This window comes from Laspinema olomoucense D3b, assembly GCF_025370785.1.
GTDB classification, from domain to species: domain Bacteria; phylum Cyanobacteriota; class Cyanobacteriia; order Cyanobacteriales; family Laspinemataceae; genus Laspinema; species Laspinema olomoucense.
Window position 1 is genome coordinate 20226 of sequence record NZ_JAMXFA010000005.1, and the last position, 15776, is coordinate 36001.

A 15776-nucleotide genomic window follows, 5' to 3' on the forward strand; every position below is an offset into this window, starting at 1 on the left:
CCACCAGTCGGTTTAAATGTTAGGGATTTATGGGGAAGAGGGCGGACACAGCAGAGGGATCAGAAACGGCGATCGCCTCTTGATGAACTGCTGCACTTAGAGCAGGCCGTCCCAGACTCAAGGCTGTAGCTGCGGTTTCAGTATAAGCAACCAAGCCACTGGGAAACAAGCCTAAAATCACGACAATCACCGCTAACACGATCGAGGGAATGCGATCGGACCACTGTACCTGCGGCAAATTTACCACCTGCTCAGACAAGCGACCAAAAAAGGCCCGGTTAATCAGCAACAAGAAATAAACCGCCGTTAAACCCGTCCCAATCATACTCAAAAGAGTTTGCACCGGAAACACGGGTAAACTGCCCCGAAAGATAATAAACTCCGCAATAAATCCCGCCATACCGGGAATCCCCGCACTTGCCATCACCGCTAGAACCATCAAGGACCCAATCATCGGTAACCCGCGTTCTGGATTCAACAACCCATGCAACACGCGCAAGTCCCGGGTCCCGGCTTTCTTGTAAACCACCCCAACCAAGAGAAACAGTAACGCCGAAATCAATCCATGACTGACCATTTGGAACACCGCGCCGACGGTGCTCACCGGAGTATTAGCAGCACAGGCGAGGAGAATATATCCCATGTGGGCAACGGAACTAAAGGCTACCATTTTTTTCATGTCCGTTTGGGAAATGGCGCTAAACGCTCCATACAGAACGCTCACCACCGCAACCGTGGCTAACCAAGGGGCCCAATAAGTCCAAGCATCGGGAAATAAACCCACTCCAAAGCGCAATAACCCATAAGTTCCTAACTTCAACAACACCCCAGCTAACATCACCGAAATCGGCGTCGAGGCTTCAACGTGAGCATCGGGTAACCAGGTGTGGAACGGGACAATCGGGGTTTTGATGGCAAATCCGATTAACAAAGGGGCTAAGAGCAGCAGTTGCGATTTTAACGGCAGTGACCCACCGGCAAAGGCTTGATAAGCAAAGCTATCAGCATGGGTCAGCCAAACTAAGCCTAAAAATGAGGCGAGAATTAAGATACCAGAAATGGCGGTATAGAGTAAAAACTTGGTGGCTGCATAACCCCGCCTTGCTCCTCCCCAGATGGCAATTAATAGATAGAGGGGAATGAGTTCGACTTCATAGAACAGGAAAAACAGCAGTAAGTCTTGGGCGAGGAATGCACCGGCAACACCGCCATTCAACAGCAAGATTAAAGCATAGTAAAATCGCGGACGGTTAATCCCCTCATTCGTACTGTAGAGGGCGATCAGGGTCAGCAATCCATTTAAGAGGATTAAGGGTAAGGACAAGCCATCTAATCCCAGTCGGTAGCTCAACCCGAGATATTCCAGCCAAGGCAGATTTTCCTCGAATTGTAACCCGGTCGCCGTGGGGTCAAATTGACTGACGAGAATCAGAGACCAGATGAATACGGCAGCGGTGATCGCCAAGGCAATCTGACGCGATCGCTTTGAGTTCATCTGGTTGGGGAAAAATCCAATGAGAGCGGCACCGATCGTCGGCACCCAGATTAAAGCACTCAGCATCGCTAACTTCTATTGGTCTTTTGAACTGTAATCAATTGCGGAAGGGGTGAGAGAGTCTTAAAGCATTCCTGATTTAATACGCTGTGATTTCTTTCCCCCTTCCGATTCGGTTTACACCGTAAAACTGACTGATGAACGGGTAAGGGCAATTCCTGTACTACCTCGCCGCGCGATCGCACGGGTTTTATCCCCAAATTGGGTCAGTCCGGCACTGTAAATCCCAAGGTTTATAACAACGCACTCATCAACAGACCCAAAAGTGCAACGCTAATGAGAATGGTCAAAACATAGAGTTGAGACCCTCCAGGAACGGTATATTTTAAGCCTTGACCACTGAAGACGGTAGCTAAACCGAGCAAATTGACCAGTCCATCGACAAAGTAGCGGTCTATCCAAGCGGTGAATCGGGAGAACTGTTCCACAGCTAACACCACGGTGACTCGGTACAGCTTATCGACGTAAAAGTCATAGGCAAACAGGTCTTGTAACGGTTTCCAGGGGAGTTTTACGGGTTCGGTGCGGTTGGGGTTGAGATAAAGCACACCCCCTACAATACAGCCGACAATACCCGAGATGACGACCAAGGGCAAGTCAAAGACTGCCGGATCCGGCCCATTTCTGGCCCAAGGTCCGGCCCAACTGAGCAAGAGTTGCCAATGTTGGAGCATCAGGGGAACTAGCAGGGTGACGATGGTTAAGCTGACCATCGGGACGGCCATCGGCCAAGGGACTTCCGGTGCACGACGGGTTTTGGGTTGGGTTTGACCGAGGAAGACGAGACAGAAGACGCGGGTTAAGTTCAGGGCGGTTAAGCCATTAAAGACGATCAGCAGGAGTAATAACCACCAGGGAACGCTCCAAAATCCATTGACCCAGCGTTCCATTGCCCAAAAGTTCCCCAGAGGGATGAGGGCGATCGTCCCGGCGCTACCGACGACAAAGGCGAGGGTAGTGGCGGGCATTTTGGACCATAATCCTCCCATTTCGGTGATGTTTTGGTTGCTGGTGGTCAGGATGATGGAACCAATGCTGATAAATAGGAGGGCCTTGGCGATCGCATGGGTGAGGAGCAGTAACAGGGCTACATCCACGTGCTGCATCCCTACGGCGATAAAAACTAATCCCAAGACAGCGCTAGTGGAGTGGGAGAGGGTGCGTTTAATATCGATTTGGGCGATCGCCACTAAAGAAGCGCCGATCGCCGTCATGGTCCCCACCACGATTAAAGTCGTTTCTGCAACCGGGGAGAGTGACACCACCGGCGAGAGTTTAATCAGCACATAAGCGCCGCAACTCACCACCAGGGAATTTCTGAGTAAGGAGGCCGGATTTGGACCTTCCATCGCCTCATCCAACCATAGGTGCAAGGGAAATTGAGCACATTTGCCAATGGGACCAGCGATTAAGGTCAATCCTAGGAAGTTCGCCACCATTGGGGAAAGTTCGGCAGTTCCCGCCCACACTTCGATATCGGCAAAGTTAAAGCTACCAGCTAGGGTGCCGACACTCACCACCCCCATCAGTAACAAAATATCTCCCACCCGTTTGGTTAAGAAGGCATCTCTCGCAGCGGTGACGACTAAGGGTTGGGCGTACCAGAATCCGACAATCAGATAGGTGGAAAGGGTCAGCATTTCCAGTAAAGCGTAACTCAAAAATAAGGAGTCACTAATGGCTAGACCACTCATCGCCGCTTCAAAAAATCCCATCAGGCCAAAAAACCGGGCTAAAGACCAGTCTTTTTCCATGTATCCCAGGGCGTAGACTTGGGCGACCACACTTAATCCGGTGATTAATTCCATTGCCCCGGTACTCATTTGGGAGATTTCTAGGACGAAGGATAGATCTAAATCTCCGGTACTGAGCCAATTGATCACGATGAATTCTGGGCTGTGACCCCAGGTGGCTCTAAATAAGAATCCCCCATGAATAAATGCCACGATGCTTGCGAGTAGGTTGATGTAAGCACCGGGTCTGGGTCCCGTGCGTCGGACGATTCCCGACGACCAAGGTAGCGTAATGATTGCGCCGAGTAAGCTATATAAGGGAACCCACCAACTCGTTTGGACGAGCAACTGATTAATCATAATATGCCGTGATATCCAGGGATTAAATTGACGAGCAACCGTCTTTTTCTTTTGAGTCTTGTTTATCAGAAAAAGGGGTGGTCAAGGCAGATCTATAAGGGGTTGATCTGGGAGTTTTTCGAGGTAGGTTGACCCGCTCAATGTCGGCCTAAAACGGTAGACGAGATAGCAGCATTTTGCTGTTTCCCATCGTAAAATTTACGGACTGCTCGCTGATCAAGGGGGTTCAAGGGGCGATCGCGCAGTCCTGGTGCAACGGTTCCCACTGCCAATCATGGAAGATTTGGGGACAATTCCGCAGGAACCCTGGGCGATCGACCGTGAAGGCGAGACGAGGGTACGGTTCGTCGCAACGGAGATATTTTGACCTCCTTGAGGGCCTTGACAACAGCGCCGGGATTGACCCTTGGTTACTCCTTTGATTCCGTTCAGTGCAGGGCTCGGGATGAGCAGTTCGACTCCCTTCCGTGGGACTGATCCCTGATGCGATCGCACCCACTTCAGCACTCATGGCCCCACTCGGTCGAACTCCTTTCCCATTTGAGCATTAATTTTATTAATAAAATATTAATTTTCTTTAAAGTATTAGTTTTTCTAATTACTTTTATTTGCGAACATGATTATTATTTATATTGTCAAGGGATACAAGATTCACCTATTCTTGATAAAGGAAGAGGATAGCTTTACGATAACTGAAAACGTTCGGGAATACCGATCGCTTAACGATCGCAGCTTAGATTGAATTAAACCGACTCATCCATTCAGGAGACAGAAGAAATGCCTATAGCAGTGGGAATGATTGAAACCCGAGGCTTCCCAGCCGTGGTTGAAGCGGCGGATGCGATGGTAAAAGCCGCCCGCGTAACCCTTGTGGGATATGAAAAAATCGGTAGCGCTCGCGTAACCGTAATTGTGCGCGGAGACGTATCGGAAGTGCAAGCCTCCGTCTCGGCTGGGGTCGAATCGGTCAAGCGTGTTAATGGCGGAGAAGTTGTCTCCACCCACATTATTGCCCGTCCGCATGAGAACCTAGAATACGTGCTGCCGATCCGGTACACCGAAGCCGTCGAACAGTTCCGCACCTATTAACACCATTCAGGACCACCGTTCTGACTGGGACCCAGAGCAAGCGTCATTGACGCAAAGAGCAAATATCAACCTTAACGTTGGGAGTAAGATTCATGTCAATCGCAGTTGGAATGGTAGAAACCCTTGGGTTTCCCGCAGTTGTAGAAGCCGCAGACGCAATGGTGAAAGCAGCCCGCGTCACCTTAGTGGGATATGAGAAAATCGGAAGCGGTCGCGTCACCGTCATCGTGCGTGGAGATGTCTCGGAAGTGCAAGCCTCCGTCGGTGCAGCCGTGGAAAATGTCAGACGAGTCAATGGTGGCCAAGTCTTGTCTACCCACATCATTGCCCGTCCTCATGAGAACCTAGAGTATGTGCTCCCGATTCGCTACACCGAAGCCGTGGAGCAATTCCGGGAAAGCACCACAGGCATTCGTTTAAGCCGATAAATTGAGTGTAAATCATGCAACTTGCGCAAGTTCGCGGTACCGTCGTCAGCACACAAAAGGATCCAAATCTGCAAGGGGTTAAATTACTCCTGTTGCAATTGATAAATGAGGAAGGACAACTCATCCCCAAATACGAAGTCGCTGCGGATAGTGTAGGGGCGGGTATAGGGGAATGGGTGCTGGTCACCCTCGGCAGTGCAGCGCGGCAGGTCATCCGTCATGACGAGCGGCCCGTGGATGCAGCAGTTATCGCGATCGTAGACACGGTGAATGTTGAAAATCGCATTCTTTACAGCAAGAAAGAAACCGATCGCTTTCGTTAGTCAGTTTCGGTAGTCAGGATAGACAAAACGGACCAACGCGATGCGATCGCATTCGGTGTGGAGTCAGGCGTCAGGAGTCAGGATTCAGGGACGATTCACTTAACTTGTGCGATCGCACAGCGGACGACGGGACAGAAGTGACCCCAAGCCTCTGTACCCTCCGTCCCCAAAATTCTGAATTCTGAATGTCTGACGCCGATTCTAGTCGCATTCTTTGAAGGAGTAATACAGTTATGGTAGTCCGCAGTAAGGCGGCTCCGCCAACCCCTTGGTCAAGAAATATGGCCGAGCCGCAGATCCACAAAACCGCCTACGTTCATTCCTTCTCTAATATGATTGGGGATGTGCGGGTTGGTGCTCATGTCTTGGTTGCCCCAGGTACCTCAATCCGGGCTGATGAAGGCACTCCTTTTTCCATCGGAGAGTATAGCAACATCCAAGATGGCGTGGTGATTCACGGACTTGATGCAGGCCGAGTCGTCGGAGATGACAACAATCCCTATTCCGTGTGGATCGGAAAAAATTGTTCGATCGCCCACATGGCCTTAATTCACGGTCCCGCCTATGTCGGCGATAGCTGTTTTATCGGCTTTCGTTCCACCGTCTTTAATGCCAGAGTTGGCAAGGGCTGTATCGTCATGATGCACGCCCTGATTCAAGATGTAGAAATTCCCCCCGGGAAATACATTCCGTCTGGAGCGATCATCACCAACCAGCAACAGGCCGATCGCTTGCCGAATGTGACAGAGACGGATACCAAATTCGCCACCCATGTCCTCGGCATCAACGAAGCCTTACGCAGCGGGTATCACTGTGTCGAAGACAAAGCCTGCGTTCTGGAGATCCGCAATGAAGCCCCAGGCGCTGTAAGTTCTAATAGCAACGCTACTACACAAGAGACTATGACAATCACTCAAGAAGCCATCTCCCAAGTCCGAGATCTCCTAGCCGGTGGATATCGGATCGGTACCGAGCACGTGGATGAGCGCCGCTTCCGCACCGGCTCCTGGCAAAGTTGTGCTCCGATTGAAAGCAAAAACCTCTCGGACGTCATCTCCTCCCTAGAACAGTGTCTAGCGGAACACCGTGGCGAATATGTCCGGTTAATTGGCATCGATGCCAAAGCCAAGCGCCGGGTCCTGGAAACCATCGTCCAACGCCCGAACGGTCAGGTTTCCAGCACTAACGGCAATGGCCACAGCTCCTATCGCCCCAGTAACACCTCCAGCAGCTACAGCGCACCGACGGGGAACGGCGGTGGACTGCCCACGGAATTGGCCGATCAAGTCAATCACATCCTAACTCAAGGATTGCGTCTGGCCACGGAGCACGTGGATGAGCGACGTTTCCGCACTGGCTCCTGGAAAAGCTGCGCTCCGATTGAGAGCAAGAATCTGTCCCAAGTGCTGGCAGAATTAGGTAATTGCTTGGCGGAACATCAGGGGGAATATGTGCGCTTGATCGGGATTGACCCGAAAGCCAAACGTCGAGTGGTGGAAACCATCATCCAACGACCCAACGAACCCCTCGCCACTAATGGCAACGGTAGCGCATCCTCGGCGGCGAAAAACTACAGCAGCAGCTCGAATAGCGCCCCCTCTGGTGGCTCGGGCCACCTGGGTAATGGAGTGGCGGATACAGTGCGTCAAATCCTCAGCCAAGGACTTCGCCTCGGTGCAGAACACGTCAGTAAGCGGCGCTTTAGCTCCGGGTCCTGGGAAAGCTGTGGTGCTATTGATACCCAAAATCAATCCCAAGCACTCGGGGCGATCGACGGGTTTATTCGTCAATATCCCGGTGAATATATCCGCATTATTGGAATTGACCCGAAAGCCAAGCGGCGCGTGGTGGAAACGATCGTTCAACGGCCTTAAGCCTAAAGGGAAGCGTCAGGGGGTGGCCCACAAGCCAAGCGGGTTGAGTGGAGGCCAATTAGTCGTTGCATTCTGTGGCAATCCACCCTCCGAGTCAGGGAGAGAGGCGATCGCATCGCGTCTTGACTCCTCCGTAAACTTGGGCTGTCTACCTCTCGTTTCCCAACCCTTCCCCATACCGGAGATGACCGGAGGGGAAAATCCAGATCGTCCGACCCTTAAAGGTTCCATTTCCCATGTATTTGCCGCCGCTGCAACCCAATCAGAATCCCAATATTTATATGAGTGGCGATGTCACTATTGATGAAGGTGCCGCGATCGCCTCGGGAGTGATCCTCCAGGCATCTCCCGGTACTCGCATCGAAATCGCTGCTGGTGTCTGCATTGGCATGGGTTCCATTCTCCAAGCCTGTCAAGGCAATCTGATTATTGAAGAAGGAGCGACCCTCGGTGCCGGAGTCTTGGCGATCGGAACGGGCAAAATCGGTGCTAATGCTTGCATCGGGAACTCCGCAACGTTACTGCATCCCACGGTTGCATCCAATGAAGTGATTCCCCCCGGTTCCTTAGTCGGGGACGAAAGTCGTCAATGGAGCGAGGTGGAAAGCACTAGCGCTGCGGCTGATCCAGGTCCGGCATCCCCTGCGAGTCCTAACCCTGTCCCCCCGGATCCAGTCCCGCCCGCTCCTCCCCAACCCCCTGAACCGACCACGGCATCTGAGCCGGAACCTCCAACTCCGGAGCCATCACCACCCATCAGCAGTAATGGCAATGGCGCAGAACCGGCGCCGTCACCCCCAGAGCAGCCCGCCGTCCCCTCCTCTCCCGCTTATGTTTATGGACAAGCGCACCTCAACCGATTGATGCAAACCTTATTTCCCCATAAACAAACGCCCATCCAACCTATCCCAGAGGATTAGATTTACTCGCGCTTAAATTTTAAATGTTACGTTTGAGATCAGGTGAAGAAATCGAGAACCGACACCCTCAGCTAATGTGGGACCTCGGTCATGTTGGAGGGAGACAGGCAAGATGGAAAGACGCGAAGTAGGACTGGTAAAGCGCGAGCAAAAAACGCGCAGTCACGACCTTCAGGATTTAGCTTTGGGTTTAGTATCGACTCAAAGTTTCCCGGCGATCGTGGGCTGTGCCGATATGATGCTCAAATCGGCTGGGGTGATTTTAGTTGGATTTGAAAAAATCGGGGGCGGTCACTGTACGGCGGTGGTTCGGGGCAAAACGGCAGATGTACGCTTGGCTGTAGAAGCCGGTGCGGAAACTGCCGAAAAGTTTGGTCAAGTGGTTTCTAAGCTGGTTATCCCGCGTCCCTTGGCCAATTTGGAAGCCATCCTCCCCATCGGTGCGCGGTTGATGGATTTGGCCCAGGGCAATCAAGGACGTCCGAGCAATCAAGCGATCGGACTGGTGGAAACCCGAGGATTTCCGGCTTTGGTGGGTGCGGCAGATGCCATGCTCAAGTCGGCTGATGTGGATTTAACGGGCTATGAAAAGATTGGGGACGGGTTATGCACGGTGATTATCCGAGGTACTGTGGCCAATGTGGTGGTTGCTGTGGAAGCGGGGATGTTTGAAGCCGAACGGATTGGAGAACTGACCTCGGTAATGGTGATTCCCAGGCCCCTGGATGACTTGGAGCGCGCTCTACCCCTGGCGAGTTGTTTTGTTGAGACGGCCCAACCTCTGCAAATGCCGGTTGTCATTGAGGAGAAAGAGCCTGAACTGTTAGCTTTGCCGGAGTTGGAGAAATTGAGTACACCCCAAGAAGTTGAGGTGGAACCCCTGGAACTGCCGGAGTTGCAGGAATTACAGGAGTTACAGGAATTACCCAAACTGCAACTGGAGAACCCGGAGCAACAATAACTTGAGGTCGGGCCCTGGGGAGTTCTGGCTGGGAGGCGATCGCCGATGGGTTCCCTTCAGCAGGATTCCGGTGATTTTTGCTCCCTAAGATTCAGGAACCTCTGAGGGAGACTGGCGATCGAGAATCGCTTCGGCTATCCACCGGGCGAACGCTTCATCCCCCATCCGAGATAATGCCTCTAAAAGGATGTCTTGCGATTCTTCCGGCGCGTCCCGAGTTAACTCCACAGGGAGGGCTAACAAGGGCATATTCTGGATCAGTTCCAAGAGGTCCTCGCGGATGCGTTTGCGCTTAGTTTCTAGGACCATGACGGTTCGACGAATCGATCGCTCGCGGGTGACTTCGAGTAATAAAACATCCTGTTCATAAAAGTTATTCATTAAAAAAACTCCTTTGTGGATACCCCTATCCCGAATCGGGTTGCTCTTCCCTACTGAAGACTAGCGCGATCGCCTATTGTGAGCCATCTTAAACGAATTTCCCCTCCCGTAACTACAGTCCCGGGATAGGGGTTAAGGCATAACTATCGTTTCAGCATTTTCCCCTCCCTGGAAACCTCGTTCTCATCCGCACCAGAGAACCCCATTAGGGCCAAACTGTTGGGCTGCTGCTAGTCCGTACTCTCCATCTCCCCATTGTGCTCACGATGGCGGGCTTGAGGGGGCTTTTCAACCTCCGCCGCTACTTGTAAATCGGTGCTAATTTTTCCTTTTTAAACTCTCGGTAATTCTGCCTAAAACTTTCCGGATATGCCTAGAGGATTAGATTGAAAATCTACAAAAAGGTAGGGGGCGATTCCCGAGAATTAGTTCTATTTATAAGGGGTAGTTTAAAAAGTTTACGGAAAAGTGTATGCCGACCCAAGAAAAAGAACGCCCCGCCCAACATCAAGACCAACAACCGGGCCGGGAATCGGAAATGAATCCCCGTCCTAAAGCCCGTGCTTCTGAGTATAAAGGCAGTGGAAAATTAGAAAATAAAGTTGCCCTGATTACGGGCGGAGATAGCGGAATCGGTCGTTCCGTGGCGATTTTGTTTGCCCGAGAAGGAGCGGATGTGGCGATCGTTTATCTTAACGAACATGACGACGCTAAAGAAACCCAAAAAATGGTAGAAGGCGAAGGGCGTCGCTGTGTGCTAATTGCTGGAGATATTGGAGAAAAAAGCTTTTGTGAACAGGTGGTTAAGCAGACTGTGGATGCTTTCGGCCATCTGGATATCCTGATTAATAATGCAGCGGAACAGCATCCCCAAGAAAATATTGAGGATATTACCCAAGAACAGTTGGAAAAAACGTTCCGCACGAATATTTTCTCCATGTTTTACCTGACGCAGGCGGCTATGCCTCATCTCAAAGAAGGCAGTGCGATCGTGAATACGACTTCGGTAACCGCCTATAAGGGAAATGAAACTTTACTGGATTATTCTTCCACAAAGGGGGCGATCGTGGCCTTTACACGAGCCTTGTCTCAAAAAGTGGTCAGCAAAGGAATTCGCGTGAATGGGGTCGCACCCGGTCCAATTTGGACTCCCCTAATTCCTGCTACCTTCCCCCCGGAAAAAGTCGCCTCATTCGGTCAACAAGTGCCGATGAAACGGGCGGGAGAACCAGAGGAAGTCGCCCCCTGTTATGTGTTCCTCGCCTCGGATGATTCTTCTTATATGACAGGTCAAGTTTTGCATCCCAATGGGGGTACTGTTGTCGCAGGTTAAGGGTTGAGTTCGTCAGTCACAATAAGGCTTAAATCTCCAGCAGTCCTCAATGATTTATAAAAAATCATTGAGGATTGCTATTGTAGATGGCTAACAAAAATAGCCACCACAGGTGGCAAGCTTACGGCATAGCCTCGCTCTGGCTTACTCTATGACCAACTGATTTAGGACTCGCTCTCTAATCAGTTCAAAACAAAAAAATGGGAGGTATTACACCCCCCATTTTAGCTGATTTACAATGTTAGGTTAGCAACTAGCTGACCGGAGTCCTGATCTTAGGAGGCCATTGATTGCTGAATGCGGCTTTTGGCTTCTTTAAACTGCTTGGACACTTGTTCCATTTGGGACTCATTCATGGCTTGCTGGAATTTATTGAACATCTCGTTCTCTTCTTCCTTGACATGATGCTGCACCATCTCTTTCAACTGTTTGACACGAGTCATAAAGCTGGCATCGCTACCGTTGCTAGATTTGATGGCTTCGAGGAGTTGTTTCATCTCCGCCTGCTCGTTATACAGATGTTGCACTTCTGGGAATTGAGCGCGGATAGCGGGATAGACAACTTCTTCTTCAGCTTCGGCGTGAGCACTCAGATCCTTATAAAGTTGACCGAAGAATTCTTCGCGTTTCTTAGCGTCACTGGTCTTTTCAATTTCCATGAAGAGAGTATCTGCCTTGCGGTGATCGGCACGGAGGATTTCCAAGATGTTCACATCATCTTTGGTGCGGCTGACGGCGCTACCAAAGACACCACTCAAGGCTGCCATTGCATCTTGAACCCGACTCCAGACGCCTTGATCCGGGTCTTGTCCGGTGAGTTCGCGAGTGCCGAGGACTTCCAGAATACCCTTGAGTTGTTCTTGGTGAGAACGGTTTTCAAAGTTCACCGTATTCAGGGGAGTGATGGCGACTTCAATGTCAGCGCCGACGACTTGTGCGGCTTTATGGACGAGGAGTCCTTTCATTACCTGAGCGTGTTTGAGCAATTCGTGCTTAGAGATTTTATCAAACAGGGTCGCCTGGGAATCTTCCATCATTTTTTGAGCCTGTTTGAGGGTTTCCTCGGTGGCGCTATCTGGCTCAGAGGGATTGCCATATTGAATGATGGTGGTTTCAATGATGCCGAGGTTTTTGCGGTCGTCCTCTAGCATACTTTGCAAGCGATCGCGGATATCGCTGTCGCTGGTGGCGCTGATAAATTTTTCTTCACTAGAAATGAGAAAATTTTGTACGGCTTTCATATCGGCCAATTTTTGGGCGATCGCCATGCGTTTAGTATCTTGTAATTGAACGGTCATTCGGATGTTCTCCTCGTAATTTAGGATTTAAAGTTGTTGTCAACTGTCCTTCACTTTAAAAGAATAGCGGTATAAATTCATCCTTCTTTAGGCAGATCGTCGTGTTTTTGAGGGAAGAGAACCTTTGAAGCGAAAAGACTCTATCTACCTATAATTTTTACTTATTTTACATGAAAAAAGGCCATTTTCTTGATGTAAATTGAGGGGAACCTTAATGGTTGAGGGGGGAGCAGCCTGATTTTCCCGAATGTTATTGCTCTAAAAAATACTCCTTTAGGTAGGGAGATTTTTATGCCTTTTGAGGGGACACATTTTTGGATAAATTTCCTACCAAGGCGCAGTAGCAATTTTTACTGAACTCAGAAAGAGATGGGGGAGTGAGAACTTGAAAAAGGTCCAGGTGTACTGACTTGCTGAATGGGGAAAATTACTCAGGAGAAAGCTTTTATTCAACTGCGCCGATAGCGCATTCCCGGTAATTGCTCGACCAAGCCGATTAATTCGAGTTGCAATAACGCACTGGAGACTGAGGCGGCATCGAGTTGGGCTTGGGATACAATTACTTCAAAGGCGATCGCCTCGATCGCTGTTGCCTCCCAGACTTGTTTCAAGGGGGGGTCTAAATTCGGGACTGAAGGCAGGGGTGGGATCACTGCCGTTGGAGCAATCAGGGAAGGGGGCGGGTTATATTTGGGCAGGGCCCCTAACATTTCTAGCAATTCAGTTTCATTGATGATGGTCTCTGCCCCATTTTTCAACAAGCGTAAACAGCCTTGCGAATTGGGGTCATCAATGCGTCCCGGTAAGGCAAAGACATCGCGGCTGTATTCATTGGCGACTTTTGCCGTAATCAGCGCCCCCGATCGCTCCGGTGCTTCCATGACCATAACTGCCCGACTTAACCCGGCAATAATCCGATTGCGTTGCGCGAAATGTTCTCGTCTTGTGAGAGTTCCCACGGGATGCTCACTCAAAAACAATCCTTTTTGTATAATTTTTTCCGAGAGATGACGATTGGTCTCCGGATATATTTTATTGAGGGGAGTTCCGAAAACGGCGATCGTGCGGCCATCAGCATCTAAACAACCGAGATGGGCATAAGTATCGATGCCTGCGGCCATTCCAGATACAATGGTAAAGCCACATTCCGCCAGAATCTGGCTAATTCGGCGAGTCCATCGCTGGCCATATTCGGAGGGGTGACGAGTGCCGACAATGCCGACGAGGGGGCGATTTCCTAGGGTTTCCTGGCGATCGACCTGACCCTGGTAATACAGCAGGGGGGGTGGGTTAGGTATTTCCCCGAGCAAACGTGGATAATCGGGGTCCGCAGGGGTCCAAAAATTGGGGTTTTGGCGCAGATGTTCGCTGTAGAGTTGTTCGGGATTGAGTTGCGATCGCCGTTCTACAATTTTTTCCACCAGTTGCCGACCCAAACCCTGAACCTGAGTGAGATCCTCCGGTTCAGCTTGCCAAGCAGCGGCTAAACTGCCGAAATACCGAAACAAGCGACCCAGCAAAACCGGGCCGACGGTGGGAATTTGCGACCAGGCTACCCAAAATGCACGTTCTTCCAGATACATTAACCCTCATGACTCCTATCGAAAAATCGGGAGGAAATATAGGCGATCGCATCTTATACTCCCTCCAATTTTCAAAGGTCTATAAAAACCTGCACCTGATCGGGTCTGGCTATACAGACTAAGCCTGCCGAAGCAAGCTGAAGAGGAAAGATGGATGGCGATCGTACCCCCTTGAATTTTAAGGGAAAGTGCAGTTTGGAACAACGGGAAATCGATGAACTGAGGGAATGAGATCGCTCCAGGAAGATACCCATCCAGAACAGTCAGACAAACCGGGTTTTTGCCCCCTTATTGCCCACACCGGAGCAAATTTGAGTTAAAAACCCGGTTTCTAGTTCCTGGAAAGGTTAGAAACCGGGTTTTTTGAACCCATTTTTATTGGCTTTGCGCCCAATTTGGGGCAGAAACCCGGTTTCTGGTCCTTGGGGTCTGATGCTCTAGGCATTAGGCGATCGCCGGGTCCAGGGACTGGCTGGACTGGAGCATGAGTGTACTGTATAAGCTACTGAGTTGACGAGCCACACCATCCCAGCTAAAGTGGCTTTGTACCCGTTCGCGACCGGCTTGGCCCAATTGGGTTTGCCAGTCGGGGTGAGATAAAATTCGGTCAATGGCGACAGCAAAAGCGGCATCGTCCTGGGCTGGACAGAGTAGACCTGTTTCTTCTGAAACCACGGTGAACTGTAATCCGCCCACATCTGAGGCTACAACCGGGGTTCGGCTGGCCATTGCTTCGATCGCCACTAATCCAAAGGGTTCATAATGGCTGGGAACCACGCAGACATTGGATGCTGCATAATATAGCGGTAACTCGTCATGGCCGATCCGTCCGGGGAAGGACGTTAAGTCAGTTATCCCTAATTCTTCTACTAGACTGGCAATGCGATCGCGCTCTTTCCCATCGCTTTGACCTGGACGCCAACCGCCACCAATAATCAGCCGGAGATCCTGCTGATCCCGCAGGGTGGAACGACTCACTGCCCGGACTAAGGTTTCAATCCCTTTGCGTCGGTCAAATCGGCCCACATAAAAGACCACAGAACTATCCTGGGGAATGCCTAGTGTTTCCCGGGCTATAGAGCGAGAAAAACTGCCAAATTGATGAATATCGGTCCCGCAAGGAATCACATCGATCTGTCCCTTGGTGGAAACCAGGGTCCTCATGTGTTCTTTTTCCTGAGGAGAGGTTGCCACAATGCGATCGGCATTTTCCAAACAAGCCTTTTCAACGGCTAAGCGTGTAGTGGCAATCATCGGAATGGTGGAAACGGCCTTATACTTGACTGCCCCCAGAGAGTGGTAAGTATGAACCTGTTGGATGGGTTGAAATTTTTTCAACTCCATTCCCACTGCTGCCGAAATCCAGTAATTTGTGTGAACCAGGCCATAGTCTAAGTGCTGTTGTTCTTGAAATTTCAGAAATTCCTGAACAAACTCTGGTACATATCCATAAATGTTTTGCCGGGGAACGAATTCTTCGGGTCCGGCAACTAAGCGAATCGTCCGACAATTGGGGGTATGTTGTACCACCGTCGGTTGTGTTGCATTGGACTTGCGAGTGAACAAATCAACTTGCCACCCCAGATTGCCTAACGCTTCTCCAACCTTGCGAACATAAACATTTTGGCCTCCGGCCTCTTCTTTACCAATTTCTATGGCGGGGTCGCCATGAACAGAAATTAGAGCAATCGATTTTGACGTTATCATAGGTATAAAGTAGGGGTGAAGAAACTGAATTATAAAAACACGGCCTGCATTGAGCGGTGGGATTCCAGTTCGGTTGGGTTATCCCTGAATACTAGAGGTGACCTAGATTCTGTGGGGACTTCTTAACACTAGGCTGAATGACTCCAGGACTGGTACTGGAACTCAAAGCATTGACCTAACATCCTTTTGAGCCAAAAATCTAAGCCAAACCCTGTATTTAGGGGTTCCTAT

Annotated in this window: 15 protein-coding genes; 8 read left to right on the plus strand and 7 right to left on the minus strand. The window is 50.5% G+C overall.

All coding sequences use genetic code 11. The features are described 5' to 3' along the window. Positions 1 to 19: 19 nt before the first annotated feature. From NG792_RS04665 to NG792_RS04675, 3 genes are all read right to left on the minus strand, one after another. Positions 20 to 1561, minus strand: coding sequence for an NADH-quinone oxidoreductase subunit M (locus NG792_RS04665; protein WP_261234708.1), 1542 nt, complete (start codon positions 1559 to 1561; stop codon positions 20 to 22). A gap of 227 nt (positions 1562 to 1788) precedes the next feature. Next, complete coding sequence (locus tag NG792_RS04670) at positions 1789 to 3645, minus strand: NAD(P)H-quinone oxidoreductase subunit F (protein ID WP_261197496.1); 1857 nt, start codon at positions 3643 to 3645, stop codon at positions 1789 to 1791. A 229-nt stretch (positions 3646 to 3874) separates the two neighbouring features. Further along, positions 3875 to 4159 (minus strand): hypothetical protein, encoded by a 285-nt coding sequence (locus NG792_RS04675; RefSeq protein WP_261197330.1) that lies wholly within the window; start codon positions 4157 to 4159, stop codon positions 3875 to 3877. A gap of 105 nt (positions 4160 to 4264) precedes the next feature. On the opposite strand from NG792_RS04675, the gene NG792_RS04680 reads away from it, so the two are divergent. The 7 genes from NG792_RS04680 to ccmO all read left to right on the plus strand — a co-directional run bounded on the left by NG792_RS04680 (position 4265) and on the right by ccmO (position 9243). After that, the gene (locus NG792_RS04680) at positions 4265 to 4390 is read left to right on the plus strand and encodes a hypothetical protein (protein WP_261234709.1); all 126 of its coding nucleotides are present in this window, start codon (positions 4265 to 4267) and stop codon (positions 4388 to 4390) included. A 35-nt stretch (positions 4391 to 4425) separates the two neighbouring features. Next, positions 4426 to 4737 carry a carbon dioxide-concentrating mechanism protein CcmK gene (locus NG792_RS04685; protein ID WP_015148315.1) on the plus strand — a complete coding sequence of 104 codons (312 nt, stop codon included), beginning with the start codon at positions 4426 to 4428 and terminating at the stop codon, positions 4735 to 4737. A gap of 92 nt (positions 4738 to 4829) precedes the next feature. Beyond that, positions 4830 to 5165, plus strand: coding sequence for a carbon dioxide-concentrating mechanism protein CcmK (locus NG792_RS04690; protein WP_015148316.1), 336 nt, complete (start codon positions 4830 to 4832; stop codon positions 5163 to 5165). A 14-nt stretch (positions 5166 to 5179) separates the two neighbouring features. Further along, on the plus strand, positions 5180 to 5488 hold the full coding sequence (gene ccmL / locus NG792_RS04695) for a beta-carboxysome shell vertex protein CcmL (protein ID WP_261197331.1): 309 nt from the start codon (positions 5180 to 5182) through the stop codon (positions 5486 to 5488). Positions 5489 to 5721: 233 nt separating this feature from the next. Then, complete coding sequence (ccmM, locus tag NG792_RS04700) at positions 5722 to 7362, plus strand: beta-carboxysome scaffolding protein CcmM (RefSeq protein ID WP_261234710.1); 1641 nt, start codon at positions 5722 to 5724, stop codon at positions 7360 to 7362. Between the two features lie 236 nt (positions 7363 to 7598). Further along, positions 7599 to 8282, plus strand: coding sequence for a beta-carboxysome scaffolding protein CcmN (gene ccmN, locus NG792_RS04705; RefSeq protein ID WP_261197333.1), 684 nt, complete (start codon positions 7599 to 7601; stop codon positions 8280 to 8282). Positions 8283 to 8394: 112 nt separating this feature from the next. After that, positions 8395 to 9243 (plus strand): beta-carboxysome assembly protein CcmO, encoded by an 849-nt coding sequence (gene ccmO, locus NG792_RS04710; protein ID WP_261234711.1) that lies wholly within the window; start codon positions 8395 to 8397, stop codon positions 9241 to 9243. An 84-nt stretch (positions 9244 to 9327) separates the two neighbouring features. Here ccmO and NG792_RS04715 read toward each other — a convergent pair whose 3' ends face one another. Next, positions 9328 to 9624, minus strand: a complete 297-nt coding sequence (locus NG792_RS04715) for a hypothetical protein (RefSeq protein WP_261197335.1) — start codon at positions 9622 to 9624, stop codon at positions 9328 to 9330. A gap of 472 nt (positions 9625 to 10096) precedes the next feature. Between NG792_RS04715 and NG792_RS04720 the strand changes: the two genes are divergently transcribed. Next, positions 10097 to 10957: an SDR family oxidoreductase gene (locus NG792_RS04720; protein ID WP_261197336.1), complete on the plus strand. Its 861-nt coding sequence runs from the start codon at positions 10097 to 10099 to the stop codon at positions 10955 to 10957. Positions 10958 to 11232: 275 nt separating this feature from the next. Here NG792_RS04720 and NG792_RS04725 read toward each other — a convergent pair whose 3' ends face one another. The 3 genes from NG792_RS04725 to NG792_RS04735 all read right to left on the minus strand — a co-directional run bounded on the left by NG792_RS04725 (position 11233) and on the right by NG792_RS04735 (position 15545). Then, positions 11233 to 12255 carry a hemerythrin domain-containing protein gene (locus NG792_RS04725; RefSeq protein ID WP_261234712.1) on the minus strand — a complete coding sequence of 341 codons (1023 nt, stop codon included), beginning with the start codon at positions 12253 to 12255 and terminating at the stop codon, positions 11233 to 11235. 449 nt (positions 12256 to 12704) lie between these two features. Next, positions 12705 to 13838, minus strand: a complete 1134-nt coding sequence (dprA, locus tag NG792_RS04730) for a DNA-processing protein DprA (protein ID WP_261234713.1) — start codon at positions 13836 to 13838, stop codon at positions 12705 to 12707. A 444-nt stretch (positions 13839 to 14282) separates the two neighbouring features. Further along, entirely contained in the window at positions 14283 to 15545 is a 1263-nt protein-coding gene (locus tag NG792_RS04735) for a glycosyltransferase family 4 protein (RefSeq protein WP_261234714.1), read from the minus strand. Positions 15546 to 15776: the final 231 nt, after the last annotated feature.

Coding starts and splice junctions, on each gene's coding strand:
- NG792_RS04665 (WP_261234708.1), bottom strand. CDS start 1,561: ATGCTGAGTGCTTTAATCTGGGTGCCGACGATCGGTGCCGCTCTCATT.
- NG792_RS04685 (WP_015148315.1), top strand. CDS start 4,426: ATGCCTATAGCAGTGGGAATGATTGAAACCCGAGGCTTCCCAGCCGTG.
- ccmO (WP_261234711.1), top strand. CDS start 8,395: ATGGAAAGACGCGAAGTAGGACTGGTAAAGCGCGAGCAAAAAACGCGC.
- NG792_RS04720 (WP_261197336.1), top strand. CDS start 10,097: ATGCCGACCCAAGAAAAAGAACGCCCCGCCCAACATCAAGACCAACAA.
- dprA (WP_261234713.1), bottom strand. CDS start 13,838: ATGTATCTGGAAGAACGTGCATTTTGGGTAGCCTGGTCGCAAATTCCC.
- ccmN (WP_261197333.1), top strand. CDS start 7,599: ATGTATTTGCCGCCGCTGCAACCCAATCAGAATCCCAATATTTATATG.
- NG792_RS04680 (WP_261234709.1), top strand. CDS start 4,265: ATGATTATTATTTATATTGTCAAGGGATACAAGATTCACCTATTCTTG.
- NG792_RS04725 (WP_261234712.1), bottom strand. CDS start 12,255: ATGACCGTTCAATTACAAGATACTAAACGCATGGCGATCGCCCAAAAA.
- NG792_RS04715 (WP_261197335.1), bottom strand. CDS start 9,624: ATGAATAACTTTTATGAACAGGATGTTTTATTACTCGAAGTCACCCGC.
- NG792_RS04675 (WP_261197330.1), bottom strand. CDS start 4,159: ATGAGTGCTGAAGTGGGTGCGATCGCATCAGGGATCAGTCCCACGGAA.
- ccmL (WP_261197331.1), top strand. CDS start 5,180: ATGCAACTTGCGCAAGTTCGCGGTACCGTCGTCAGCACACAAAAGGAT.
- NG792_RS04690 (WP_015148316.1), top strand. CDS start 4,830: ATGTCAATCGCAGTTGGAATGGTAGAAACCCTTGGGTTTCCCGCAGTT.
- NG792_RS04735 (WP_261234714.1), bottom strand. CDS start 15,545: ATGATAACGTCAAAATCGATTGCTCTAATTTCTGTTCATGGCGACCCC.
- ccmM (WP_261234710.1), top strand. CDS start 5,722: ATGGTAGTCCGCAGTAAGGCGGCTCCGCCAACCCCTTGGTCAAGAAAT.